General features: G+C 53.1%; 20 protein-coding genes. 12 read left to right on the forward strand and 8 right to left on the reverse strand.

Annotation, left to right across the window (positions count from 1 at the left end; all coding sequences use genetic code 11):
- Positions 1-18: 18 nt before the first annotated feature.
- Positions 19-1,470, forward strand: a complete 1,452-nt coding sequence (locus BMF08_RS15520) for a tagaturonate reductase (RefSeq protein ID WP_072568443.1) — start codon at positions 19-21, stop codon at positions 1,468-1,470.
- A 326-nt stretch (positions 1,471-1,796) separates the two neighbouring features.
- On the opposite strand, the gene BMF08_RS15525 is transcribed toward BMF08_RS15520, so the two are convergent.
- Complete coding sequence (locus BMF08_RS15525) at positions 1,797-3,365, reverse strand: methyl-accepting chemotaxis protein (protein WP_072568444.1); 1,569 nt, start codon at positions 3,363-3,365, stop codon at positions 1,797-1,799.
- 328 nt (positions 3,366-3,693) lie between these two features.
- Between BMF08_RS15525 and BMF08_RS15530 the strand changes: the two genes are divergently transcribed.
- The 4 genes from BMF08_RS15530 (at position 3,694) to cspE (ending at position 7,760) form a co-directional block, all read left to right on the forward strand.
- On the forward strand, positions 3,694-5,253 hold the full coding sequence (locus tag BMF08_RS15530; protein WP_072568445.1) for a sensor domain-containing diguanylate cyclase: 1,560 nt from the start codon (positions 3,694-3,696) through the stop codon (positions 5,251-5,253).
- Positions 5,254-5,550: 297 nt separating this feature from the next.
- A complete protein-coding gene (locus tag BMF08_RS15535; protein WP_072568446.1) occupies positions 5,551-6,828 on the forward strand; it encodes a PTS ascorbate transporter subunit IIC in 1,278 nt (425 codons plus the stop codon).
- 141 nt (positions 6,829-6,969) lie between these two features.
- Positions 6,970-7,236, forward strand: coding sequence for a VF530 family DNA-binding protein (locus BMF08_RS15540; RefSeq protein ID WP_072568447.1), 267 nt, complete (start codon positions 6,970-6,972; stop codon positions 7,234-7,236).
- Positions 7,237-7,547: 311 nt separating this feature from the next.
- Positions 7,548-7,760, forward strand: coding sequence for a transcription antiterminator/RNA stability regulator CspE (gene cspE / locus BMF08_RS15545; RefSeq protein ID WP_072568448.1), 213 nt, complete (start codon positions 7,548-7,550; stop codon positions 7,758-7,760).
- Between the two features lie 126 nt (positions 7,761-7,886).
- Here cspE and BMF08_RS15550 read toward each other — a convergent pair whose 3' ends face one another.
- Positions 7,887-9,983: a pyrroloquinoline quinone-dependent dehydrogenase gene (locus tag BMF08_RS15550; RefSeq protein ID WP_072568449.1), complete on the reverse strand. Its 2,097-nt coding sequence runs from the start codon at positions 9,981-9,983 to the stop codon at positions 7,887-7,889.
- Between the two features lie 10 nt (positions 9,984-9,993).
- On the reverse strand, positions 9,994-10,359 hold the full coding sequence (locus BMF08_RS15555; RefSeq protein WP_072568450.1) for a hypothetical protein: 366 nt from the start codon (positions 10,357-10,359) through the stop codon (positions 9,994-9,996).
- Positions 10,360-10,606: 247 nt separating this feature from the next.
- Here BMF08_RS15555 and BMF08_RS15560 point away from each other — a divergent pair, with 247 nt between their 5' ends.
- The 3 genes from BMF08_RS15560 to BMF08_RS15570 all read left to right on the forward strand — a co-directional run bounded on the left by BMF08_RS15560 (position 10,607) and on the right by BMF08_RS15570 (position 12,792).
- Positions 10,607-10,930 (forward strand): hypothetical protein, encoded by a 324-nt coding sequence (locus BMF08_RS15560; RefSeq protein WP_072568451.1) that lies wholly within the window; start codon positions 10,607-10,609, stop codon positions 10,928-10,930.
- Positions 10,931-11,168: 238 nt separating this feature from the next.
- A complete protein-coding gene (locus BMF08_RS15565; RefSeq protein WP_072568452.1) occupies positions 11,169-11,462 on the forward strand; it encodes a helix-turn-helix transcriptional regulator in 294 nt (97 codons plus the stop codon).
- 4 nt (positions 11,463-11,466) lie between these two features.
- On the forward strand, positions 11,467-12,792 hold the full coding sequence (locus BMF08_RS15570; RefSeq protein ID WP_072568453.1) for a type II toxin-antitoxin system HipA family toxin: 1,326 nt from the start codon (positions 11,467-11,469) through the stop codon (positions 12,790-12,792).
- 234 nt (positions 12,793-13,026) lie between these two features.
- Here the strand turns inward: BMF08_RS15570 and BMF08_RS15575 are convergent, their stop codons facing one another.
- Entirely contained in the window at positions 13,027-13,641 is a 615-nt protein-coding gene (locus BMF08_RS15575; protein WP_072568454.1) for a TetR/AcrR family transcriptional regulator, read from the reverse strand.
- A gap of 73 nt (positions 13,642-13,714) precedes the next feature.
- Here BMF08_RS15575 and bdcA point away from each other — a divergent pair, with 73 nt between their 5' ends.
- The gene (bdcA, locus tag BMF08_RS15580) at positions 13,715-14,428 is read left to right on the forward strand and encodes an SDR family oxidoreductase (RefSeq protein ID WP_072568455.1); all 714 of its coding nucleotides are present in this window, start codon (positions 13,715-13,717) and stop codon (positions 14,426-14,428) included.
- A gap of 54 nt (positions 14,429-14,482) precedes the next feature.
- On the opposite strand, the gene BMF08_RS15585 is transcribed toward bdcA, so the two are convergent.
- The 3 genes from BMF08_RS15585 to BMF08_RS15595 are packed head-to-tail and all read right to left on the reverse strand — an operon-like array spanning position 14,483 to position 17,210.
- The gene (locus tag BMF08_RS15585; protein WP_072568456.1) at positions 14,483-15,478 is read right to left on the reverse strand and encodes a DUF2891 domain-containing protein; all 996 of its coding nucleotides are present in this window, start codon (positions 15,476-15,478) and stop codon (positions 14,483-14,485) included.
- 26 nt (positions 15,479-15,504) lie between these two features.
- Entirely contained in the window at positions 15,505-16,491 is a 987-nt protein-coding gene (locus BMF08_RS15590; protein ID WP_072568457.1) for a DUF979 domain-containing protein, read from the reverse strand.
- Positions 16,488-17,210 (reverse strand): DUF969 domain-containing protein, encoded by a 723-nt coding sequence (locus tag BMF08_RS15595; RefSeq protein WP_072568458.1) that lies wholly within the window; start codon positions 17,208-17,210, stop codon positions 16,488-16,490. Before BMF08_RS15595 ends, BMF08_RS15590 begins: the two co-directional genes overlap by 4 nt.
- Before the next feature lie 254 nt (positions 17,211-17,464).
- Between BMF08_RS15595 and BMF08_RS15600 the strand changes: the two genes are divergently transcribed.
- Entirely contained in the window at positions 17,465-18,013 is a 549-nt protein-coding gene (locus BMF08_RS15600) for a winged helix DNA-binding protein (protein ID WP_072568459.1), read from the forward strand.
- Between the two features lie 7 nt (positions 18,014-18,020).
- On the opposite strand, the gene BMF08_RS15605 is transcribed toward BMF08_RS15600, so the two are convergent.
- Entirely contained in the window at positions 18,021-18,782 is a 762-nt protein-coding gene (locus BMF08_RS15605) for a linear amide C-N hydrolase (protein ID WP_083580914.1), read from the reverse strand.
- A gap of 443 nt (positions 18,783-19,225) precedes the next feature.
- Between BMF08_RS15605 and BMF08_RS15610 the strand changes: the two genes are divergently transcribed.
- Positions 19,226-20,791: a methyl-accepting chemotaxis protein gene (locus BMF08_RS15610; RefSeq protein ID WP_072568461.1), complete on the forward strand. Its 1,566-nt coding sequence runs from the start codon at positions 19,226-19,228 to the stop codon at positions 20,789-20,791.
- Positions 20,792-20,999: 208 nt separating this feature from the next.
- Entirely contained in the window at positions 21,000-23,501 is a 2,502-nt protein-coding gene (locus BMF08_RS15615; protein WP_325005287.1) for a bifunctional diguanylate cyclase/phosphodiesterase, read from the forward strand.
- The last annotated feature ends 33 nt before the right edge of the window (positions 23,502-23,534 follow it).

The following is a 23,534-nucleotide window of genomic DNA, read 5'->3' on the forward strand; positions in this document are numbered from 1 at the left end:
ATCAATAAGGAACCCATTGTGAAAACGATCAATCGTCGCGATTTTCCCGGAGCCCAGTACCCGGAACGTATTATTCAGTTCGGCGAAGGGAATTTCCTGCGCGCATTCGTTGACTGGCAAATCGATCTGCTGAACGAAAATACCGATCTTGACGCCGGTATTGTGATTGTTCGTCCGATCCAGAGTGATTTTCCGCCGTCGCTGAGCACGCAGGATGGGCTGTATACCACCATCATTCGTGGTCTGAATGACGAAGGTGAAGCCGTCAGCGATGCGCGTCTGATCCGTTCCGTGAACCGCGAAATCAGCGTTTACACGCAGTACGATGAGTTCCTGAAGCTGGCGCACAACCCGGACATTCGTTTTGTGTTCTCTAACACCACTGAAGCAGGCATCAGCTACCATGCGGGCGACAAGTTTGAAGATGCCCCTGCGGTCAGCTATCCCGCGAAACTGACCCGCCTGCTGTTCGAACGCTTCAGCCACTTTAACGGCGCGGCTGATAAAGGCTGGGTGATCGTGCCGTGCGAGCTGATTGACTATAACGGCGATGCGCTGCGTGAACTGGTGCTGCGTTATGCGCAGGAGTGGGCGTTACCGACCGCTTTCGTGCAGTGGCTGGACAGCGCCAATGCCTTCTGTTCCACCCTGGTGGACCGCATCGTGACCGGTTATCCCCGTGATGAAGTGGCCAGCATCGAAGCAGAGCTGGGCTATCACGATGCTTTCCTCGATACCGCCGAGCATTTCTACCTGTTTGTTATTCAGGGGCCGAAATCTCTGGCGTCTGAACTGCGCCTGGATAAATTCCCGCTCAACGTGCTGATTGTGGACGACATCAAACCGTACAAAGAGCGCAAAGTGGCGATCCTCAACGGCGCGCATACCGCCCTGGTGCCGGTGGCTTACCAGGCGGGCATCGACACCGTAGGGGAGGCGATGAACGACAGCCAGATTTGTGCGTTCGTGGAGAAGGCCATTTATGAAGAGATCATTCCGGTGCTGGATCTGCCGCGCGATGAACTGGTAACCTTTGCCAGCGCCGTTACCGGACGCTTCCGCAACCCCTATATCAGACATCAGCTGCTGTCCATCGCCCTTAACGGCATGACCAAATTCCGCACGCGTATTCTGCCGCAGCTGCTGGCAGGGCAAAAGGCCAGCGGTAAACTCCCGGCGCGCCTGACCTTTGCGCTGGCGGCGCTGATTGCTTTTTATCGCGGCGAGCGTGATGGTGAAACCTATCCGGTGCAGGATGATGCCCACTGGATCGAGCGTTATCAGCAACTGTGGGCGCAGCATGGCGATCGCCAGCTGAGCACCAGCGAACTGGTCAAAGCCGTGCTGTCCGTTACCGATCACTGGGAGCAGGATTTGACGCAGGTATCAGGCCTGGTCGAGCAGGTGTCGCTGGATCTGGACGCCATCCTGTTACGTGGTATGCGCGAGGCGGTTAAGCCGCTGTGCTGATAACCGGTTAACAATGACCCGGCTGCGGCCGGGTTTTTACTCCTCATTCTATAGTTACAACATCCATTTGCTGTTTAGCTCCCTGAACTGTGGCTTCAGCGACGTAATCGTCTAGCAATGAAACAATTGCGCGACATTTACTTAGCATTTCTGTTGCATTGGTCCTAAGATGAGTCCTGAACAGAGGAGGAACGCGCAATGGAAAGAATCGTTCAGATGATAGTGGTGCTGGTCGCCTGCGTTGCGGTATTCGCCACCGCTTACGACCTCTCTCTTGTTACCGATTTACCCTGATCATGAAAGGGGGCCTGCGCCCCCTTGATGCGTTAGCTGGCCGGGAGCTGGAAGAAGCGCACCGAATGGCGCAACTGTTCACTTTGTTCGGTCATGGAAAGGGCAGCCACCGCAGCCTGTTCAACCAGCGCGGCATTCTGCTGCGTCACCTGATCCATCTGGTCAATGGCAACGCTGATCTCGCGGATACCCTGGTGTTGCTCATGGGATGCCGAGGAGATTTCCGCCACAATGTTGGTCACTTTGTTCACCGAATTGACGATGTCTTCCATGGCCCGGCTGGCCGTATCCGCATAGCGCGACCCTTCAGTGATTTTCTCTACCGTGCCATCGATCAGCGTTTTGATCTCTTTTGCCGCTTCGGCGCTTTTCTGCGCCAGATTTCGCACTTCACCGGCTACCACAGCAAAGCCTTTGCCTTGTTCCCCGGCTCGCGCGGCTTCCACAGCGGCATTAAGCGCCAGAATATTAGTCTGGAAAGCGATGCCCTCGATCACGGAAATAATATCGACAATTTTTTGTGAACTGTCGGCAATCTGATGCATCCGCTGGAGCATATCCTGGACTTCCTTTCCGCCTTTGACGGCGGTTTGCGAAGTCTGCCGCGCCAGCTCGCTGGCTTTGTAAGCGTTCTCGGCGTTGCTTTTCACGTTTTCGGTGATCTGCTGCATGTTCGCAGAGGTCTGTACCAGCGAGGCGGCCTGTTCTTCGGTGCGCTGTGACAGATCGCTGTTGCCCATGGCGATCTCACTGGCGGCATGGGATATAGACTCACTGCCGTTGATGATGCCGTGAATAATTTCCGCCAGCTTGCCATTCATAAATTTAATCGTCGCCAGCAAACTGTGCTGATCCTGCTCTTTCAGATTAATTTGAGTGGCCAGCTTACCGGCTGCAATTTGCTGCATGATTTCCACCGCATAACCCGGTTCACCGCCCAGTTGCCGGGCAAGGTTACGGGAAATCCAGGCGGCGATAATGCCGGTGGCTATCAGTGCGAGGATCAATAAACCGCACAGCACAGACAACGCCTGTTTATATCCGTCGGCGGCTTGTTGACTGGCCCGATTGCCAATGGCTATTTCCATATCCACCAGCGTGGCTAAATCTTTCATCAGCTGTGTGCGATATTTCGCCGACACCGCGCCGCTTATTTGGCTGGCCTCCTGTAAACGTTCTGCATTTACCGCCTCAATAACTTTTGCATTCACATCGACAAATTGTGTGAAGTTATTGACCACCTGAGAAAACAGCGCCTGCATTTCCGGCGTCATATGGGACGTCAGACGGGCATAGCGCTGCTGCGCATTGAGAAAAATATCCTGATTTTGCAGCAGCTCAAGGCGATGTTTTTCCCGCTCGGCGGGCGTTGTGGAGCTGATGTACTGGATCTGCTGTAAGCGCATTTCCGATAACACGCCACGCATTTCAAGGGAGGAACGCACCCCTGGCATACGATTATCGCGAAAAGCATCAATATTCTCATTACTGACGTTGAGCTGATAAATAGCCACCACGCCCAGTAACAACATCATGGCAATCAGAATTGAAAAGCCGGTTAATAATTTGGTTAAGACCGTTGACTGTGCATATTTTTTCATAGGAGTAACTTAGTGATAAAAGGTAATACTATTAACGGCATAACCTTTAAAATATTGATTCCGTAAGTTGATCCTCATCACATAACCATCTATTTAATTTCTGGTGTAAATCAGGCGTATAAATACTTTAATGCGATGTTTTAAATATGTATTTTTGCTGTGATAAATTTGCCCTAAAGCGCCCCGGATACTCGGGCAGATTTTGCCGGGGGCAGGGCGGTCATGCTCTGACTGGCTCATAGCTGTGCGCATTTTGTCGCCTTATTCTTTTAATGAATCATTGCATTATGTGCTTTACTGAAAGAAAGGACGGGGCGCAGGAGGAACGGTGAACGTCGGTAAATACATCGCGGGTGCGTTGTCGCTCAACTCTTCGCTGGGGCGCAGCATTACCTTGTTTATGAGCGGATTGCTAATCGCAGGCATCGCCACCAGCGCCTGGACGCTGAACCGTTCCTGGGAGCGCGCCATCAAAGAGACGGAGCGCAGCGCAATCAACCTTTCGGTGTCGCAGGCTCGTCAGGCGGAAGATACCTTCGTACAGGCGGAACTGGCGCTGCGTGATATCCGTCGTAACGTGCCGCAAAGCGGGATCACCGGTATGGATCCGGTTAAATTTAACCGCTTTCTGGCCGATATCAAAGAGCGCCTGCCACAGCTGCATGGCCTGTTCGTCTATGACGCCCAGGGTTTTATGCGCGTGACCTCTTTTGGCAAGCTGCCTGCCATTACCAATAATGCCGATCGGGAATATTTTGTTTATCACCGCGCTAACGGACACGGCAGCGTGCACATCGGGCATGTGATCCGCAGCCGTTCGACCGGGGATCTGATTATTCCGGTGTCGCTGCGCATTAATGACGCCTACGGCGGCTTTGCCGGCGTGGCGCTGGCCACCGTGAAACTCGACTATTTCCGTCACTTCTATAATTACTTCGAGCTGGGGCCGCGCGATCTGTTAGCGCTGCTGAGCACCGACGGCACGGCACTTTATGCCAGGCCATTTGATGACAACGTCATTAACCGCAATCTCTCTGTCAGCCCGTTATTCACCCGTGAACTCCCGAAACACGATCGCGGCAACGCCACCTGGCTGTCAGCGCTCGATAAAGTAGAACGGATTTATGGCTACGCGCGCCTGGAACGATTCCCGCTGGTTGTGGCGGCGGGGTATGACAAACCGGCGCTGTGGCAAAGCTGGCTCACGGAAAGCCTACCGGATATCATCCTCAACGCGATGCTGTTGCTGGGCACGGTCATTATGGGGGCGCTGGTTTTCCGCCAGGTGAGACGCAACGTACGCGATCAGGCGGAGCTGACTATGCTGCGGGATGAGCTGACCAGCATCAACCACACCTTACAGACCATGGCGCTGGCAGATGGCCTGACGGGGCTGGCGAACCGTCGCCAGTTTGATCTGTTCCTTGCCCAGGCGCTGAAAACGTCGGTGCATACGCAACGGCCCGTGTCGCTGATCATGATCGATATCGATTTCTTTAAACGCTACAACGATCACTACGGTCACGTGGCGGGCGATAACTGTTTGCGTCAGGTTGGCGAAATACTAATGAAGCTGAATCTGCGGCAGAGTGATTTGATCGCCCGTTACGGCGGCGAAGAATTCGCTATCGTCCTGCCGGAGACCGATCTGCGCGAAGCCTTTATGCTGGCGCAAAATGCGGTGGATGCGGTGCGCTATGCACATATCAAACACGAACATTCCTCCACCGGGCGCAAAGTAGTGACCATCAGCGCGGGCTGCTTCAGCATGACGGGCACCGGCACTGATGACGATGCGCGGATAATAAAAGAGGGCGCGGATTCCGCGCTGTATGCCGCAAAAATCAAAGGCCGAGATCGTGCTTTTGTGGTGTCGCCAGCGCCATAAGCATTTTCTTACCCCGAAAAAGCATGCCCGACGGCATGCTTTTTTTTGGGCGACGTTTTATAGCCCTTCAATAAAACCACAGTGGGCGTAACAATAGTTTAACCATCCTGCCTAAATATCCCAACAACCAGTACCATCTGTAAATGAAATATTGTTTTAATTTACTATATATATTATTTCAACTGTGATGTGGCTAGCAGATCTGCGACAATCGGCAGTGCTAGTATCCCGGCGGGTTCTTTGCATGGAAACCCAAAAATAATGGTGTAATCAGTCGTACCTACTGGGATGAGAATAATGGATATACTTTTAGGGCTTGTTAAAACGCCCGCCGTTATCATAGCAATCGTCGCCTTTCTGGGATTGTTATTTCAAAAAGCCTCAATTTCCCGTTTAATTACAGGAACCTTTTTATCTTTTATCGGTTTTACGATGATCAAAGTGGGCGGCAGCATCTTAATGAAAGTGCTGACGGCCTTTAGCTCACTGTTTTCTAATGCCTTTAACATCGTTGGGGTGGTGCCCAGCAACGAAGCCATCATGGCGGCTACCATTGATAAGCTGGGCTCAATCGCTGCGCTTATCCTGTTGTTTTCCATGATTTTAAATATACTGCTGGCCCGTTTTACCCGTTGTAAATACATTTACCTGTCGCTGCATCTGGTGTTGTTTATGGCATTTGCCATCACCGCGGTGCTGATGCAGTTCGGTTTCAGTCATACCATGATGATTATCATTGCCTCGCTGCTTATCGGCACCTATATGGCGGTATCGCCATTTATCCTGAGCCGCTTTAGCCGTGAAATCATCGGTTCCAATGAATACGCTATTTCTCATGCGGCTATTTCTTCTTATGTTATTGGCTCTTATATGGGGAAATGGTTCGGTAATAAAAATAGCGATACCGAACATTTAAATATCAGCAATAAATTTGATTTTATTCGTGAGCCAAATATTGCAACCTTGTTAACAATGTTGGTGCTGCTGCTGATCTCCTGTATTTTTGCCACCCAGCCGCAGATTAAGGATGCCATGACCGTGGTGTATGGCGCAGGGGCAGGGGATAAGAACGTGGTTATCTTTGTGCTTGAGCAGTCGGCGACATTTGCCTGCGGCCTGTATCTGGCTAAAGCCGGGGTAAATTTATTTACCGCAGAGATCGTCCCGGCCTTTAAAGGTTTTGCCCGTGTATTTGCGCCTGGGGCCGTCCCGGCGGTGGATGTGATGGTGTTATTCACCAAAGCGCCAAACGCCACGCTGATTGGCTTCCTCATCAGCTTTGCGGTTGAGCTGGTCTGTATCTTCCTGTTCCCCTTTATCGGTCTGCCGATTATCGTGCCGGGGATCATGGCGAGTTTTATCACCGGCGGTGCGGCGGCTATCTTTGGTAATGCCACCGGAGGATTCCGCGGCGCGGTGATCGCCAGCAGCATTAACGGATTACTGCTGTGCGTATTACCGGCGCTGACGTTGCCTATCTTCTCGCAGCTGGGCGCGAAAGGCGTAACCTTTGCGGATCCGGACTTTACGCTGCCGTCATTGATTCTTGATTATCTGCTGCGGTTATTCAGCTAAACCAGAAACCGGGGGAGCAGGCTCCTCCGGTTTTCTGAATCCTGTTGCCGCGCTTTAACTCGTGAGAGCCTTGCGCAACAATTGCATTACGCCGCGCCGGACAGTATGGTGAGCAGGATTTTTTCTTTCTTCGGGATCACCATGGCAGAGCATGTTTCCAAAGACCCGCTGCACGGCGTCACACTTGAAGCCTTACTGACCGATCTGGTCGCCCGTTTTGGCTGGGAAGAACTGGCCGCGCGCATCAATATCAACTGTTTTAAAAAAGATCCGAGTATCAAATCAAGCCTGAAATTTTTGCGCCGCACGCCCTGGGCGCGCAAAGAGGTGGAAGATTTGTACGTCAGCACGCTGGGTGAAAAAAGCGTAGCATCGCCTGGGGAAGATCCCTGGGCTAAATGGAAGTAGGGCGACCATATACCGCATGCCCTGGCCGTGCCGGTCGGGGCTGATAACATCGCGGCACGGCACATTTGTAAATTCCCTTTTCAAATCACTGACAAAAGTAATCTTGCTAATTAATTCTTAACAGTCCACTATGCGTCATCGGTTTGGCATACAGACCTTATGAAAGCAGTTTTAGTAAAGCAGTCCTCATTTCAAGCGTTATCCAAAGATACTCTTCTGCATGAGCCTCCTCCTAAGCGCCCAATAAGTCATCATCTGCAACAGGCCATGTTCGCCACGACGTGTGGCTCAAATAATTAAAGGAAGTATCTATGTCTAATAAAATGACTGGTTTAGTAAAATGGTTTAACTCTGAAAAAGGCTTCGGCTTTATTACCCCAGCCGACGGCAGCAAAGATGTATTCGTACATTTTTCCGCCATTCAGAGTAACGATTATAAGACCCTGGATGAAGGCCAGAAAGTTGAGTTCTCTGTTGAGAATGGCGCTAAAGGCCCGGCAGCGGCTAACGTTACCGCGCTTTAACCGCGAAAATCGCACTGACGCTTACGACAGCGATGACGGTATAAGCCTGAGCAGATAAGTGAACGTGATAAAAAAACCCGCCATGAGCGGGTTTTTTATTATTTTAGCGGCAGGATTTATACGCCATTATTCAGGCAGCGCATAGACCACGACCTGATCGCCAACCTGATCCTTCAGGATAGTATTCCCGCCTGCCACGAACGCCACATACTGACGGCCTTTATATTCATAGACCGATGGGTTCGCTACCGCAGGGGCTTCCACCTGATCGGACCACAGCTCTTCACCGCTCTCAACCGAGTAGGCGCGAACTTTGGCATCCATCGACGCGCCGATAAAGACCACGCCGCCAGCGGTGACAGCCGGACCGCCGATAGTCGGTGAGCCCCAGCTTTCCGGCATAAAGAAGCCGTACTGCTGAGACGCGCCAACCGGACGACGCCATTTCACATCACCGGTATGCATATCCAGCGCGACGATTTCGCCGAACGGCGGCTGCCAGCACGGCATACCCAGCCAGTTATTCGCCACCATCAGACGCATACCGTAAGGCGCGCCTTCCTGCGGTGCGAAACCGCTTTCGTTACCGGAACCTTTATCCGCTTTATCGTAATCTTCGCGGCTGTAAAGCTTCACATACTGCACAATGTGCGAGGTGTTGACGATGGCGATCTGTTTTTGCGGATCGAATGCCACGCCGCCCCATTGCACGCCACCGGCGCTGTCCGGATAGGTCAGGGCGCCTTCGCCTTTAGTGGTTGGCGGCGTATACATGCCTTCATAGGTCAGGTTATCCCACAGACGGGAGCACTGGCCCGCGCCCACCATATCCGCCAGTTTCCAGATTTCCGGCTTTTTCGATTGATCGAGCAGCGGGGCGGGTTTGGTCGGGAACGGCTGCGTTGGCGAAAGCACTTCGCCCTGCACCGAACCATCGCCCTGCGGCACCGGACGTTCTTCGATTGGCCAGACATCCTCGCCGGTCAGACGGTTTACCACAAACAGGAAGCCCTGTTTGGTCGCCTGGATCAGCGCCGGGATCTGTTTGCCGTCAACGGTGATATCCATCAGCGTCGGCGCGGAGTTGATATCATAATCCCACACATCATGATGCACCCACTGGCGTGACCAGACCACTTTACCGGTGTTAATGTCCAGCGCCGTGGTGGAAGTGCCGAGCGGGATCGGATCGACGCGGTTACCGCCCCAGTAGTTAGGGGAAGGAGAGGAGACCGGCAGATAGACCAGACCATGGGCTTCATCGGCAGACATGTGCGTCCAGACGTTGGCGGTACCGGTACGTTTACGAATTTCTTCCGGGATCGCCTCAAAGGTCCATTCGCGCTCGCCGGTCTGCGCATTAAATGAAAACACGCTGCCCGGAGGCGCTTCGGCATAAGCCCAGTCTTTACCGGCCCAGCCAACCAGCAGATGATTACCGACGACCGTTGGCGGTTGCAGTATCGAGAGCGGATATTTGGCGTTTACCGTGTTCCACTGATTAATATCCAGCACGCCTTTATCAGCGAAACCTTCGCACGGCTTACCGGAATCGGCGTCCAGCGCAAAGAGTTTGCCATCCACCGTACCCATATAGACGATCTTCTGACAGGCCTCTCCGGCGACCGGATTTTTTGCCTGCCAGTAAGAGACGCCACGGTTTTTCAGTACCGGCTGCGTCAGCGCTTTGCGGGAAGATTTGGTGTCATAGTGCCACTTTTCTTTGCCGGTGCCTGGATCCAGGGCAATCAGACGATCAAAGGGTGTGCCGATATAGATCGTTTCGTTGGCGAAAATCGGCGTGGCTGACCAGACGGTGGCAGGCGTATCGCCTTTGCCATCCGACACATCGCCGGTATGGAACTCCCAGACTTTCTTCAGTTTACCGACGTTTTCCGCCGTGATTTGCTTCAGCGGGCTATATTTCTGGGCGTTAAGCTGGCCGTGGAAGCTGTCCCAGGTGGCGGAAGACGGCACCAGAGATGTCGCCGGATTGCCGGCAGATTCAACTTTTTTGCCGTCTGACTGACCGGAAGACGCCTCGTCAGTGGTTTTTGTGGTGCCGGGATCTTGCTGATCCGCTGCGTCCACGTTCACTTTTTCCTGTGTTCCCATCGAGGCTTCAGCGGCTTTGTCCTGCGCCTGAAGGGAGAGGGGCGCGACCAGTAGCGCCAGCGCCGTCATGCTGACTTTCATTAAGGGATAGTGTTTATCGTTATACACGGGCGATTCCTCAGACTTTTACGCGATGGTTGTGATGCGCGGGGTTGCGGCTCATCATGATCAGACCAATGAGACCGACTACCATTGCGGCCGTAATGATGTACTGGTGCAGCAGCGCCGCTGCAAAACCAATACCGACCAGCATGATCAGCGTAATAATCACCAGAAAAATGCGCATACCGCGGCGGGATACGGCACGTATAGCAAAGGCCAGCAGCGCCACCACGACACAGTCGATAGCCACGCCCAGTGCGCCGATGGTACCGGTGACGCCGGTAAGCGGCGTCAGCCAGGCGTATAGCGCGACGACGAAGCCGATCACGGCAGCCAGCAGCAGCAGCCAGCTGCCGGTGCGCGAGGATTGAGTTTGTAACATCCAGGAAGTCCCCATCAAAAATAAAAAAAGAGTAACAAGGGTGTATCGGTGAATTTTGCAGCTGACATGCGCAGCGGCAAAGTTCACTGAACGTAACTCAGTATAGAAGATGGTTTTTTTTATGGGGCGCTCAAATCTGGGAGTTGCCGGTCAGCGGTTCATCATAAAGGTTTAAGATGCAGGCGTGCCGGAATGTTAACTTTAGCTAAACTTAAATCTCAGCTCTTAACGCAAAGAGGAGAAGGTAATGGCTGATCCAATACTTATTGATACGCTGGAGTTTGGCAATGATGGTGCGACCGCTCAGAAGTATGAGATTTATGGCGATGATGAGCAAAGACCTGCCTATGCGCTGATTTACCGGCAAGATCAGGGCGAGTGGATCAAACTTGATGAAACGCTTGAGTTTGCGGCCCGGGAGGAGCAAAAAGCAGCGTCGTCTACCATGGATTATGGATCCAGTGACGGCCTGCCAGAACTACGCGATCTCCCCGGTGAAGCGAAAGAGCGCTGCAAAACACACTGGCAGGAAAACCAGGGAACCGGTGATGGCGCAGCTTCGTCAGCGTAAAGCGTCAACGCCGGTAACTGTGCAGCATGCTGAAATGAACGTCCGCGCCAGGCGGGCGTAATTATGTTAAATGTAGAGCGGCGATATTCCAAAGTCATCTCATTGTCTTACCGCTTCAAAGTCGTATCCCTTCATTAACAGCTTTCAGGCTGTAATATTGATAAAACAGCCTGTAGGGTGTATCTTCAGAATACAGCCTGAGAGTTGTATCAGCTCCCGTTAAAGTGGCCTCCTCATTATGAAAAATGTTTACCCGTTAAAAACGCTTAACCAGCTGCGTCCATTACTCCTTGGTTTTCGCAAAGCGCATGGCCTGACGCAAAAAGAGGTGTCCGAAAGGTTAGGCGTAACGCAGCAGACTTACGCCCGTCTGGAGGCCAATCCTGCCAGTGCCAGCATTGAGCGCCTGTTTAAGGTGTTTTCCGTCCTGGGTGTCGAAATCAGCCTTTCCTCAGCGACCCTTGCCTCAGAGAACAGGCAGGCGGAGGGAAATTCAGATTTACATTCACCTGCACGGCTGGAGAAATGGTAACGATATGAGCAGGATAAAGCCGCGTTTAGCAATATGGATGAATGGCATCCACGTCGGATTCTGGGAGAAAAGCAGAGGGGAAGATTTATTGCGCTATCTGCCGGAATGGATTGCTGACGGGCAGGGCAGGCCTTTATCACTGTCCCTTCCTTTTACACCCGGTAATCAAGCCTGGCGCGGGAATATTGTCCGCGACTATTTTGATAATTTATTACCCGACAGTGAAGGGATACGCCGACGCCTGGCGATGCGCTATCAGGCAGAAAGTCTTGAACCTTTTGACCTGCTGACAGAGCTGGGAAAAGACTGCGTGGGCGCGATACAACTTTTGCATGAAGACGAGGAGCCCACGGATTTATATTCCGTAAAATATCGTCCGCTTTCTGCATCAGAAATCGCGACAGCCTTGCGAAATACTACCCAGGTATTGCTGCCCGGCAGGCAGGATGATGCTAACGATCTGTGTTTATCGATTGCCGGCGCGCAGGAAAAAACAGCCTTACTGTGGCATGAAGGCCAGTGGTGCATGCCCGAAGGTAATACGCCGACGACCCATATTTTCAAGTTACCGCTCGGGCTGGTCGGCAATATGAAAGCTGATATGAGTACGTCAGTAGAAAATGAATGGCTGTGTTCGTTGCTTCTTGAACACTACGGCATCCCCGTGGCACGAACGGAGATCGCGCAGTTTGAAGATCAGAAGGCCCTGGTGGTAGCGCGTTTTGACCGGAAATGGTCCGCCGATCGGCAGTGGATCATTCGTTTACCCCAGGAGGATATGTGTCAGGCTCTGGGCGTTTCTCCTTTACGAAAATACCAGGCGGACGGTGGGCCGGGTATTTCGGACATTATGGAAATACTGAGTCATTCTGACCTGGCTGAACATGACAGAGCGCAGTTCTTCAGAGCGCAGATTATTTTCTGGCTGATGGCTGCAACGGACGGCCACGCCAAAAATTTCAGTATCGCGATCGCGCCGCAGGGCCGTTATCATCTGACGCCGCTGTATGACGTTTTGTCGGCATGGTCGGTGATCGGTCACGGGAATAATCAGATCGCCTGGCAGAAATGCAAGCTGGCGATGGCCGTCCGGGGCAGCAGCAATTATTACCAGATTTACCGCATACAAAAACGGCACTGGATCAACCATGGCAAGCTGGCTGGCCTGGGTGAGCAGCAGATAGAAACCATGCTGGATGAAATTATTTCCGTGACGCCGGGCGTCATTGACCGTGTTATGGCGTTACTTCCGCAGACGTATCCGCAGGAACTTGCTGACAGTATTTTTAATGGCATCAGGCAGCAATGCAGGCATCTGGAAGAAAAATAGTTATGCATCCTGAGGACGGGTCACGGAAAGCTCAATGCCACACAATCTGCATAAATGCATTCTGGTGCGCATAATGTATATTATGTTAAATTGGATTTATGGTTACGCGCACCGCCTGTAAGTCTGTCCCCGCCCCTCATCATCACGAGCCGATCTCTTATACACCGCTTAAAACAAACCCGGCACGACAGCCGGGTTTATATTGCAACCTTATGCGACTCACGCAATAAACCGTTATTCCACGTCTGCGCCAGCAGCATCCGGCAACGCCTGTTCCAGCACGTCGGTACACAGACGCACGGTTTCGCGTAATCGCGCTTCGCTGTACCCTGCCCGCGCACTGGCGGAAAGTCCGGCCATCACGGTTACCATAAAATCCGTCAGCCGTTCGGCTTGATCGGGATACTGTCGCGCAATGAAATCGCGGATCATGGTTTCTGCTGCCTGATGGATTTCGCAGGCCGCTTCGCGCGCTTCCCGATCGTCACTATGCGTGCCCTCGACCACCATACAGCCGCTGGCGATGGGATCGGCAACGTAGCGCCTTGCCGCTTCATTCAGCACAGCCGCCAGGCACTGCGCTACCGGGCGATCTGTACGCAAAATTTCGGCAAAAGGGATCGCGCCCTGGCGGGAATAGCGCGCCAGCACACGTTGATACAGGCCGAACTTGCTGCCGAACGCGGCGTAAAAGCTGGGTGGATTGATGCCCAGCGCTCTGGTCAAATCCGCTACGCTCAGGGCGTCGTATCCCTTTGAATGAAAAAGTTTTTGCGCAGTTGCGATCGCCTGCTCTGCATCAAACTTGCGGGGACGCCCCGGTGTTTTACTTTGTTTTGTAGTGACCACTACATAACTCCTTGACAGGCTGCGTGACCGTTGAATATTGTAATCATCACTACAATATCACAAGGACACGCACATGACTTCATTTCAGCATAAATCCGTTCTGGTTATTGGCGGCAGCCGTGGTATCGGCGCAGCCATCGTTCGCCGCTTCGCTGCCGAAGGCGCATCGGTCACTTTCAGCTACGCGGGATCGCATGATGCTGCCACACAGCTGGCGGCAGAAACAGGCAGTAAAGCGGTGCAGGCAGACAGCGCCGATCGCGACGCGGTGATCAATCTGGTACGCGCGGCCGGACCGCTGGACATCCTGGTGGTGAACTCAGGCATTGCGCTGTTTGGTGACGCGCTTCTGCAGGATAGCGATGTGGTGGATCGTCTGTTTCGCATCAATATCCATGCGCCCTACCACGCCGCCGTTGAGGCTGCGCGTCAGATGCCGGAAGGCGGACGCATCCTTATTATCGGCTCGGTCAATGGCGATCGGATGCCCCTCCCCGGCATGGCTTCTTACGCCGTCAGCAAATCCGCCCTGCAGGGCATGGCGCGCGGGTTAGCGCGGGATTTTGGCCCGCGTGGCATCACCATCAACATTGTACAGCCAGGTCCGATTGATACTGACGCCAACCCGGAAAATGGCCCGATGAAAGATCTGATGCACAGCTTTATGGCCATCAAACGCCACGGGCGTCCTGAAGAAGTGGCCGGTATGGTTGCCTGGCTTGCCGGGCCGGAAGCCTCGTTTGTGACCGGCGCCATGCATACCATTGACGGCGCATTTGGCGCGTGATCCGTCGGGGTTCGGCATCGCCGAACCCCTCATTTTGCCGTTTCTGCCCTGCCCTTACTCCAGCGCCAGCAATGCAAAGCTCGCCAGCCAGTGACCGCCGCTGTAATGGCTTCCCACCACATGCTCCACGCTGGCCGTCAGATGACGCGCCACGGCTTCGCGCAGCGGCGTCTGCGCCGGATGGTTTTGCGGTAAAGCTTTTGCGATATGCTTCATACACCAGGCGCGGCTCAGGTTGAGCCCGTCAAGATGCGCGATTTTCGGATCGGTACGGTCGCTCACTTCCGCCGGGTTCATCAGCGCCGACACCGATCCCACATGCGGCAGGAATGCATCGAACCACGCCGGGAATTTATCCGCCACTTTACTCATCAGCAGGGCTTCCGTTAACGCGCCGGAAATATACTCATCACCCCCTGGCTCATAATGCGCAGGATAATCCGTATCGGCCTGATAAAAGCGCGTCGCCGCATCCAGAATGGCCTGCTCCAGCGGACGGTCAGTCAGCGCCCTGGCATAATCCAGCCCCAGCGCCAGCGCAAAGGCCGTGTTGTAATGCGTTCCGACGCGGATCGGATACGTCAGCTTGCTGAGGTAATCCATCAGCCGGTTGCGAATATCCTGGGTTAATGGCTCCAGCAGTTGATGCCACTTCTGCGCCTGCGGCAGTGAGGATTGTTTCAGCTCCTGCGCCAGCGCCAGCAGCCAGCCATAACCGTACGGGCGCTCGAAGGATGCGCGGAACGGCGCGTTAAAGTACGCCAGTTCCTGGGCCACGTTTTCTTCCGTCATGTGTTCGTCAAACAGCGCAACGATGTCATCACGGCAGGACAACTCCGGGTATAGCCGCACGCAGCGTAACAGCAACCAGTAACCGTGTACCGCCGAGTGCCAGTCAAAACAGCCATAAAAAATCGGATGCAGCGCGCGCGGCGGTAAGACATCACCATCATCATTAAGCAGATGCATAATGTGATTAGGGTATTCCTGGCGCAGATAGGTTAAAGGCATTCTGGCGAATGCATCCGCCTGATGTTGCGTTAATTCCATAACAGCTCCTTAGCTCAATGCCGCGCTTAGCGAAACGCGAGGAAATACATTAAAATGACGTTCACCACCAGCAGCGTCAGCGCCGTTGGGATCTGGATCTTGATCACCTGATATTTATCTTTCAGTTCCAGCAACGCGGCGGGAACGATATTGAAGTTCGCGGCCATCGGCGTCATCAGCGTGCCGCAATAACCCGCATACATACCAATCGCCAGCAGCGGCGCCGGGTTGCCGTGATGAACGTTAATGAGGAATGGCAGCGCGATCCCCGCGCTCAACACCGGGAATGCGGCAAAGGCATTACCCATGATCATGGTAAACAGCGCCATGCCGATACAGTAGATCACCACCAGCATGAAGCGGTTATCCGGATTGACGAACAGACTCACCACTTTTTGCACCGACTCGCCGGTATTCGCCACCACAAAGACCCCGCCAAGCATGGCAAGCATTTGCGGCAGGATCACCGCCCAGCCGATAGTGTCCACAAGACGCCGCGACTGGCGGATCGCATGCAGCGGCGTTCCTTTCGTCAGCCACCAGCCCGTGAGGATCGCGGCGACGCAGGCGACACAGAGCGCGGCCAGCGTGAGCTGCTTCTGATCTAGCAGATACACGCCGCCAATGGAAACCCCTTTCAGGAACAGCGTGCCGATCACCGTCACCACGGGGATCATCAGCGCCGGTAAAAACAGCCAGTTTTTCAGTCGCCGGGATGAGGCTTCCCGCTCTTCATCGGTGGACATTTTATAGTGTCCTTTGCCCACCAGCCCAAAGCCTGCCAGCAACGCAATGGCGATCACGCCGCCGCCAATGATCCGGTAAGCCAGCGATTTGCCCAGCTCCTGCACCATCAGATCGCCGAACAGGAAAATGCCGCCGAATAGAAACCAGAATAGCGCGGTGGTAAAGCGTTTCGGGTTAGCCCGATCGCGCAGCGTCATAATGACCAGCAGCATCACAACAAAGCCGATGAGGTAATAGACGCGGTTAATGGTGATCAAGGTGCTCATCGTGTCGCCTCCTGTGCGCCCTGCTCTGCTTTCCAGGCCATGACGTCGCGACGAATACTGGCATCAAGGCGCAACAAGCGGGTCATATGAATAATTAATGCGGCGATAGCGGTGGGAATAGCCCACAGGCCGATATGCAGCGGTTCAATGCCCTGAATGCCGCTCTCTTTCAGGAAGGCGTCAATCAGCAGTACCGCGCCAAAGGCAATAAAAATGTCCTCACCGAAGAAGACGGCAATATTGTCACAGGCGGCGGCATGGGCTTTGATCTTATCGCGGATATGTTGCGGCAGTTCGCCGTATTCATTGAGCGCCGCCCCTTCGGCCATGGGCGCAAGTAACGGACGGACGGTCTGCGCATGGCCGCCAAGGGACATCAGTCCCAGCGCGGCGGTACCTTCACGGGCGACAAAATAGAGCATCAGAATACGTGCCGAGGTGGCGCTGGCTATCTTCGCCACCCAGGCCTGCGCCCGCTCTTTCAGCCCGTAATACTCCAGCAGGCCAATGACCGGCAGGATCAGAATAAAGGTGGCCAGTGAGCGGCTGTTTACAAATTTTTCGCCAAAGGTTTCCAGCAGCATGCCGAAATCCATTCCCACCAGCAGACCGGTCGACAGGCCGGCAACGACCACCACCAGCAGCGGGTTAAATCGCAGTGCAAAACCAATAACCACTATCGGTATCCCGATGAGCGGCAGCAGCGTAGAACCGTCCATAACTTTTATCCTGTCTAAAGTGAGCGTTGCGCGCCGGCGGCTATTTTTTTAATACTTCACATCAAGGCGAAGCGTGATCCATAACGGCGAAAGATGTTGTGTTTTGCCAGGGATCTGTCATTCGCACAGAGCCTGTACTAAAAATCTATAACTGAACGGCAAAAACATGTAAACAATTTATCAATAAAATGTTCTTATTTTATCGCTTTGCGTTTACATTTTTGGTGAAGAGTCACAATCCGATAAGGGACGTTATGACCACAAAAAAGAGTGCCACCTCAACGCATCACGACGATATTGCTGACGGCCGTATCGTTTCCTCCCGCCATCTGGTTTCTGAGCGTTGCGCAGAGTTATCGGAGCTCGAGTACGCGCTGATCATGACCAGCAATGCGTTTAACAAATGGATGGTGCGCTGTATGACCGCCGCCGGTGAGCCGGATATGGGCGCTTTTGACGTTTCGCTTCTGCATCATGTGAATCACCGCAATCGCAAAAAAAAGCTGGCGGACATCTGCTTTGTGCTGAACGTGGAAGACACGCACGTGGTGACCTATGCGCTGAAAAAACTGGTTAAGGCAGGCTATGTGACCAGCGAAAAGGCAGGAAAAGAACTCTTTTTCTCCACCACCGATGAAGGTAAAGCCTTATGCATGAAATACCGTGATGTGCGTGAAGCCTGCCTGATCAACATTCATGCTGAAAGTGGCATAGCAGGCAGCGCCATTGGCGACACGGCACAGTTGCTGCGTACCATATCTTCTCTGTATGACACCGCCGCGCGGGCAGCGGCATCCTTGTGACGCAGCGTTACTGCACGGGCGTGAACTGACGGGTCACGTCCCCCTGTTTGATCTCGCCATCAGACAGGCTGAGCGCCCTTTCCCCCTGACTGAAGTCGATTTTATTGAGATCCACCCAGACCGTGGAGGGAGAATCCGCCAGATCAAACATCATGATGTTGTTTTTAAGATCGCTTATCCCGCGCCAGAGGGTGGTACTGTTCTCCGGATTCCTTTCGGTTGAGATAGCGAACGGCGTGGACAGCGTGCGCATGACGGAAAGCACGCTCATACGCGCCTGCATGGCGAAATTCTTACCGGGAACCAGGTTAATAATAGTGTCCATCTTGTCAGGGCTGATTTGTTCCAGCCAGCCTGTCGCGCGCATAAAACGGTCTACCGAGTGGGGAGAACCAGGCATGTTTCTGGCGAGATTCTTTTCGTTATAATAATCATATATTTTCAGCATGGATTCATAACTGGGATCGTTGGTCATTACGGCGTTGCCTGCTTTGGGATATATTTTCAGTTTACCCCCGGCAATTTCAATAATCATATTCGCGCCGCTGCGGTCGGTAACCATATAATGCAGTCCTGCGTGCATGCCCTTGCTAATCATATGTATCGGCTCGCTTTTAAGCGCTTTTTCTGCCTCCTCAACCGTTGCGAAATTATCCAGCACGTACTGAATAAAGGTTTTTGCCTCCAGGGTTTTCTCTGCCGGTGAAGCCTTGCCGTATTTCGCCTCGCCGAGATATAAAAGATCGGCCTGCAACCCCTTTTCATTCATGCCTGATTGCGGCCCAGGTGACACGGGTGCAGGCGTCAGAGGATGAGAGTGTGCCTGCTGAAAGTATGGCGCTGCAAAAAAGAGCAATGACTTTCTTATCCATAATGTAGCTCCTGAATTTCCTTTTTATAATGACCAGTCCAACCTTAGCAGTCAGCGGTTTTAGAAAAATAAGCAAATTAAAAGATGTTCAGTGTTCACTGCAAAAGACATTAAATGCGCTTTATAAAAGTAAAGAAATTAACCTCACTGCTAAAATGGTTATTAGCGTTGCTACACTATTATGGTGAGATAGCTGATCGTATTATTTCACCCTTCATGATCCAGATCATATTTATGTCTGAATGATGCTTTTACTGCGAAATTGCGGTGCAGAAAGCCGCCGTAAAGCCGATATGCAATGATGAATATCAAAGCGGGTTATTAGTTTCGCAGGAGAGATCATGAAGTTGAATAATATGAGTGTGGGTATGCGCATGGGAACCGGCTTTGCCCTTCTTTTGCTCATGTCAGTCATTATGGGAAGTAGTGCATTCTGGCTGACTATGAGCAGTGAGAAGAAAGTAGAAGAAATGATCTCCTGGCATCTTGTTAAAGAAAGAATGATTGAAGACTGGACAAGGCTTTTAAATACTAACAGCGGAGTAGCCATGACGGCGATGAGCACCGCCGATCCTGCCCTGCGCAAATCGTTGCAGGAAACCGTGGAGAAAGGATCCGCGGACATCACCCGTGTTCAGGAAGAACTGACGCCGTTATTGCGCTTACCGACCGGGCAACGCCTGCTGGCGAAAGTTAGCGCGGCGCGTGAAAAGTTTGTCTCCTTACGACAGGAAGGACTTCAGCTTGCAGGAAACGGGCAGGATGAACAGATCAGCGCTTTTATACTGAATCGCTTTTATCCGGCAACCCAGGAATACACCCAGGCACTGACCGAGCTGCGTGATTTTCAGAAAGCGCTCATCGATAAAACCTATGCGGACATTCGGCGGGACGCGAATCAATCAGAAAACATCATTCTGACATTTATTATTGCCAGCATCATCCTGGGCATCATTATCGCCGGGTATATCACCCGTAGTATTACGCGACCGCTGTCTGAGGCCGTAAGCGTTGCAGGCAATGTTTCCGCAGGGGATTTGACGGTGGAAGTGAATGTCCGCTCAGACGATCAGCTGGGGATGATGATGCAGTCATTAAAGGATATGGTTGCCGGGCTGGGCAGTACCGTCACGGATGTCAAACAGGGCGCGCTGACCATTTCCCATGCCGCCAGTGAAATTGACGCCGGTAATCAGGATCTGGCGTCACGAACGGAAGAACAGGCCGCAAGCGTGGAAGAAACCGCCGCCACGCTGGAACAGCTTACTTCAACCATCAAACGGTCGGCGGATAACTCCCGCCATGTTAACCAGCTGTTTAGCGAAACCGGGGACGTCATCCGCAAAAATGGTGCGCGTATGAATGACGTGCTGCTCAGTATGGAAGATATTCATAATGCCTCCGGCAAGATGACCGACATCGTCACCGCCATTGAAGGTATCGCCTTCCAGACCAATATCCTGGCGCTTAACGCCGCTGTCGAAGCGGCACGGGCCGGTGAACAGGGCCGTGGATTTGCGGTGGTCGCCGGTGAAGTGCGCACCCTCGCCCAGCGAAGCTCCTCTTCAGCCAGAGAGATTAAGGAGATCATCGGATCGTCCCTCAGCAAAATCGACAGCTGTCGTGAACTGGTGGATGAAGCCGATAAAGGAATGAAAGGCATCGTGAATAATGTGATCGACGTGCAGCAGCTGGTTGATGAAATCGCCCGCGCCAGCGCCGAGCAGAGCGACGGCATCACCCAGATTAATATTGCCATGGGTCAGATTGATACCACCACGCAGCAGAACGCCGCGCTGGTTGAACAATCTTCCGCTGCCAGCGCATCGCTCAAGGAGCAGGCGCGTCTGTTGTTAAACAGCGTGGAGGTCTTTACCTGTCATGACGCTGACAGGGTGCAGGCCTGAGATAACTTCCCGCCAGCCGTGGCGGGAATGCTTACCCTTTCCCGCCGGTGATTAACACTCTTCCCTTTTCTGCCGATAACCATTCCGGAGACCTCTGGATAATAATCATCTGTACCCGGTGATGGGTGAGCGATAAAAAATGAACTGGCAACCTACTCAAGCGCTTAACGCTGTAAAGACCGACACCCTCAGCATAGTGAAGAAATCAATGCTGATTATGATCCTGATGATTGCGGTGATGTTTATCCTCGCCATCACGGCCACTTATCATGTGGCAGGCGATCAAAATGCGCGTTCCGATTTCCGCAGCGGGAATTTGCTGAAAAAAGCGATAGAAAACCGGACCGCCACCATCCGCGATCATCTGGCGGACTATGCCGACTGGGGAGAAGCCTACATTAATCTTCACCAGAGTATGAATTTACAGTGGGCATGGGAAGGACAGAACCTCGGGGATTCGCTGTACAAATTATTTCAGTACGAAGGGGTTTTTGTTATTTCACCCGACGGTCAAACCAAATACAGCGTGCTCTACGGCGAACGCGTGCAGGATCCGTTCGAAAACTGGCTGGGTAAGCCGGTTTTACAGGCATTGCAGAATGAGCTGATGTTCACTAAAGGCCTGCCGCTGACGCGCATGGTGATTGCCAAAGGTCAGCCGGTGATTATTGGCGCGGCCTGGATCAAAGCCGGAAGCGATAGCCGCGTACTCACCACCTCTGATAAACACTCGCTGATGATCTTTGTCGATAAACTCACCCCGGAAAAACTTGTCCTGATGGGTAACGAGTACGGCGTTGAACAGGTGAGCTATAACAGGCATGGCGGCACGCCGTATCGCCAGGGCGAGGTGTCCATCCCCACCGATGAGGGCAGCATGATCCTGAACTGGAAAAGCGATGATCCGGGTGGAGCGCTGTTAAAGTGGGAGTTACCGTTATTGCTCGGTATGGCAGCCATTACGCTGTTACTGGTGCTGGCGCTGCTACGCAACGTATTAGCCAAAGCGCGCAGCAACGATAACAATATCGGGCTATTAAAACAGAGTCAGCTGGCGCTGGCGGCGAGTGAGCGGCGTTTTCGCGATGTCGCCGAAGCCACCACCGACTGGATCTGGGAAATAGACCATCAGCGTAAACTTAGCTGGATCTCAGAACGTTTCCCGGCGATCACCGGCTATCCAACCCGTCACTGGCTCGGGCGAAGCCTGACCGACTTTTTGCCCCAGTCTGCCGCCGAGATTTCGCAGTGGTTCAGCGATCCCCGCGCGGATACGCTTTTTACCTTAAAAAACTGCCGTTATGTCTCCGCCAGCGGGCAGACCCGTTATTGCAGTCTGGTGATAAAACGCGTCGATCTGCCGGGTGGCAGCACGACTTACAGGGGCACGGCGACGGACGTCACCGCCGAGCTGGAAGCCCACGAACGCGTGAAATTCCTCTCCTGCCATGATGAATTAACCGGCCTGGCGAACCGCATGTATCTGAAGGATTTTCTCGAAACCAGAGTGCGTGAGCAGCCCTATTTTGGCCATCAGATTGCGGTCATTACCCTGGATCTGGATAAATTCAAACCGGTAAACGATCTCTTTGGTCACGCCGCCGGCGATACACTTCTCAAACAGGTCGCACGCCTGCTGGAAGGCTGCATCAATAAAAACGATCTGGTCAGCCGCCACGGCGGGGATGAATTCGTGATTATTCTTTCCGATATTCAGCACGTAGCGCAGATCGATGCGATATGTGAAAAAATTAATGCGGCGATCACAGCGCCCTTTAAGATAGTGGAGAACAACGATATTTATATCGGCGTCAGCATGGGGATCGCGCTCTATCCGCAGGATGCGCAAACGCCCTGGGATTTAATGCGCTTTTCTGACATCGCCCTTTATGAAGCGAAAAAAGAGGAACATACCCGCTGGATCTACTTCCGCCAGAATATGATCGAGCAAATCATCCAGCGGCGGGAAATGGAAAACGATCTGCGCTGCGCTATCAATGAAAACCAGTTCATTTTGTATTATCAGCCGCGCTACGACCTCAAGCAGTCGCGTATTAACGCGGTTGAAGCCCTGGTGCGCTGGGAACATCCCCGCCTGGGGCTGCTGATGCCCGACCAGTTTATTCCGCTGGCGGAAAGTTCCGGCCTGATTATGGGGCTGAGCCGTTGGGTGCTGACCAAAGCCTGTATCGATATCAGCGAAAGCCTGCCGGAGATGATCCTGTCGGTGAATATCTCCGCCGTGGAGTTTCTCAATCCCGGACTGGTGCAGCGGGTGAAGGAGGCGCTGAAGGTTTCCGGCCTGCCTGCCGCGCAGCTTGAGCTGGAAGTCACCGAAAACGTGACGCTGTCACAACCGGAGCGCGTGCTGGAGATCATGCATGAACTTAAATCCATCGGCGTGCGCTTCCTGATTGACGATTTTGGTACCGGCTATTCCTCCCTGAACTATCTGCGTACCTTTCCTTTTGACGGCATCAAGCTGGATAAGTCCTTTATCTTTGCCATGGAGTCTTCAGAGACCGCGAAAGACGTGATCGAGAATATGATTAATCTCGGTAAATCCTACTCCCTGAACGTCACGGCGGAAGGCGTGGAAACCACCGGGCAACTCACCATGCTGGAGAAGTATAAGTGCGATGAGGCGCAGGGCTACTACATTGGCAGGCCGATGCCGCTGGATAAAATCCAGCTCAATAAAATGATGTGATACGGGAGCCGCGAGGCTCCCTGTTTTACCCGC

The organism is Enterobacter sp. SA187, from assembly GCF_001888805.2.
Taxonomy (GTDB): domain Bacteria; phylum Pseudomonadota; class Gammaproteobacteria; order Enterobacterales; family Enterobacteriaceae; genus Enterobacter_D.

What these genes read in the sequence shown, in the direction of transcription:
- BMF08_RS15525 (WP_072568444.1), bottom strand. Translation starts at nt 3,365, where the DNA reads ATGAAAAAATATGCACAGTCAACGGTCTTAACCAAATTATTAACCGGC.
- BMF08_RS15535 (WP_072568446.1), top strand. Translation starts at nt 5,551, where the DNA reads ATGGATATACTTTTAGGGCTTGTTAAAACGCCCGCCGTTATCATAGCA.
- BMF08_RS15540 (WP_072568447.1), top strand. Translation starts at nt 6,970, where the DNA reads ATGGCAGAGCATGTTTCCAAAGACCCGCTGCACGGCGTCACACTTGAA.
- cspE (WP_072568448.1), top strand. Translation starts at nt 7,548, where the DNA reads ATGTCTAATAAAATGACTGGTTTAGTAAAATGGTTTAACTCTGAAAAA.
- BMF08_RS15555 (WP_072568450.1), bottom strand. Translation starts at nt 10,359, where the DNA reads ATGTTACAAACTCAATCCTCGCGCACCGGCAGCTGGCTGCTGCTGCTG.
- BMF08_RS15560 (WP_072568451.1), top strand. Translation starts at nt 10,607, where the DNA reads ATGGCTGATCCAATACTTATTGATACGCTGGAGTTTGGCAATGATGGT.
- BMF08_RS15565 (WP_072568452.1), top strand. Translation starts at nt 11,169, where the DNA reads ATGAAAAATGTTTACCCGTTAAAAACGCTTAACCAGCTGCGTCCATTA.
- BMF08_RS15570 (WP_072568453.1), top strand. Translation starts at nt 11,467, where the DNA reads ATGAGCAGGATAAAGCCGCGTTTAGCAATATGGATGAATGGCATCCAC.
- bdcA (WP_072568455.1), top strand. Translation starts at nt 13,715, where the DNA reads ATGACTTCATTTCAGCATAAATCCGTTCTGGTTATTGGCGGCAGCCGT.
- BMF08_RS15585 (WP_072568456.1), bottom strand. Translation starts at nt 15,478, where the DNA reads ATGGAATTAACGCAACATCAGGCGGATGCATTCGCCAGAATGCCTTTA.
- BMF08_RS15590 (WP_072568457.1), bottom strand. Translation starts at nt 16,491, where the DNA reads ATGAGCACCTTGATCACCATTAACCGCGTCTATTACCTCATCGGCTTT.
- BMF08_RS15595 (WP_072568458.1), bottom strand. Translation starts at nt 17,210, where the DNA reads ATGGACGGTTCTACGCTGCTGCCGCTCATCGGGATACCGATAGTGGTT.
- BMF08_RS15600 (WP_072568459.1), top strand. Translation starts at nt 17,465, where the DNA reads ATGACCACAAAAAAGAGTGCCACCTCAACGCATCACGACGATATTGCT.
- BMF08_RS15605 (WP_083580914.1), bottom strand. Translation starts at nt 18,782, where the DNA reads ATGAATGAAAAGGGGTTGCAGGCCGATCTTTTATATCTCGGCGAGGCG.
- BMF08_RS15610 (WP_072568461.1), top strand. Translation starts at nt 19,226, where the DNA reads ATGAAGTTGAATAATATGAGTGTGGGTATGCGCATGGGAACCGGCTTT.
- BMF08_RS15615 (WP_325005287.1), top strand. Translation starts at nt 21,000, where the DNA reads ATGCTGATTATGATCCTGATGATTGCGGTGATGTTTATCCTCGCCATC.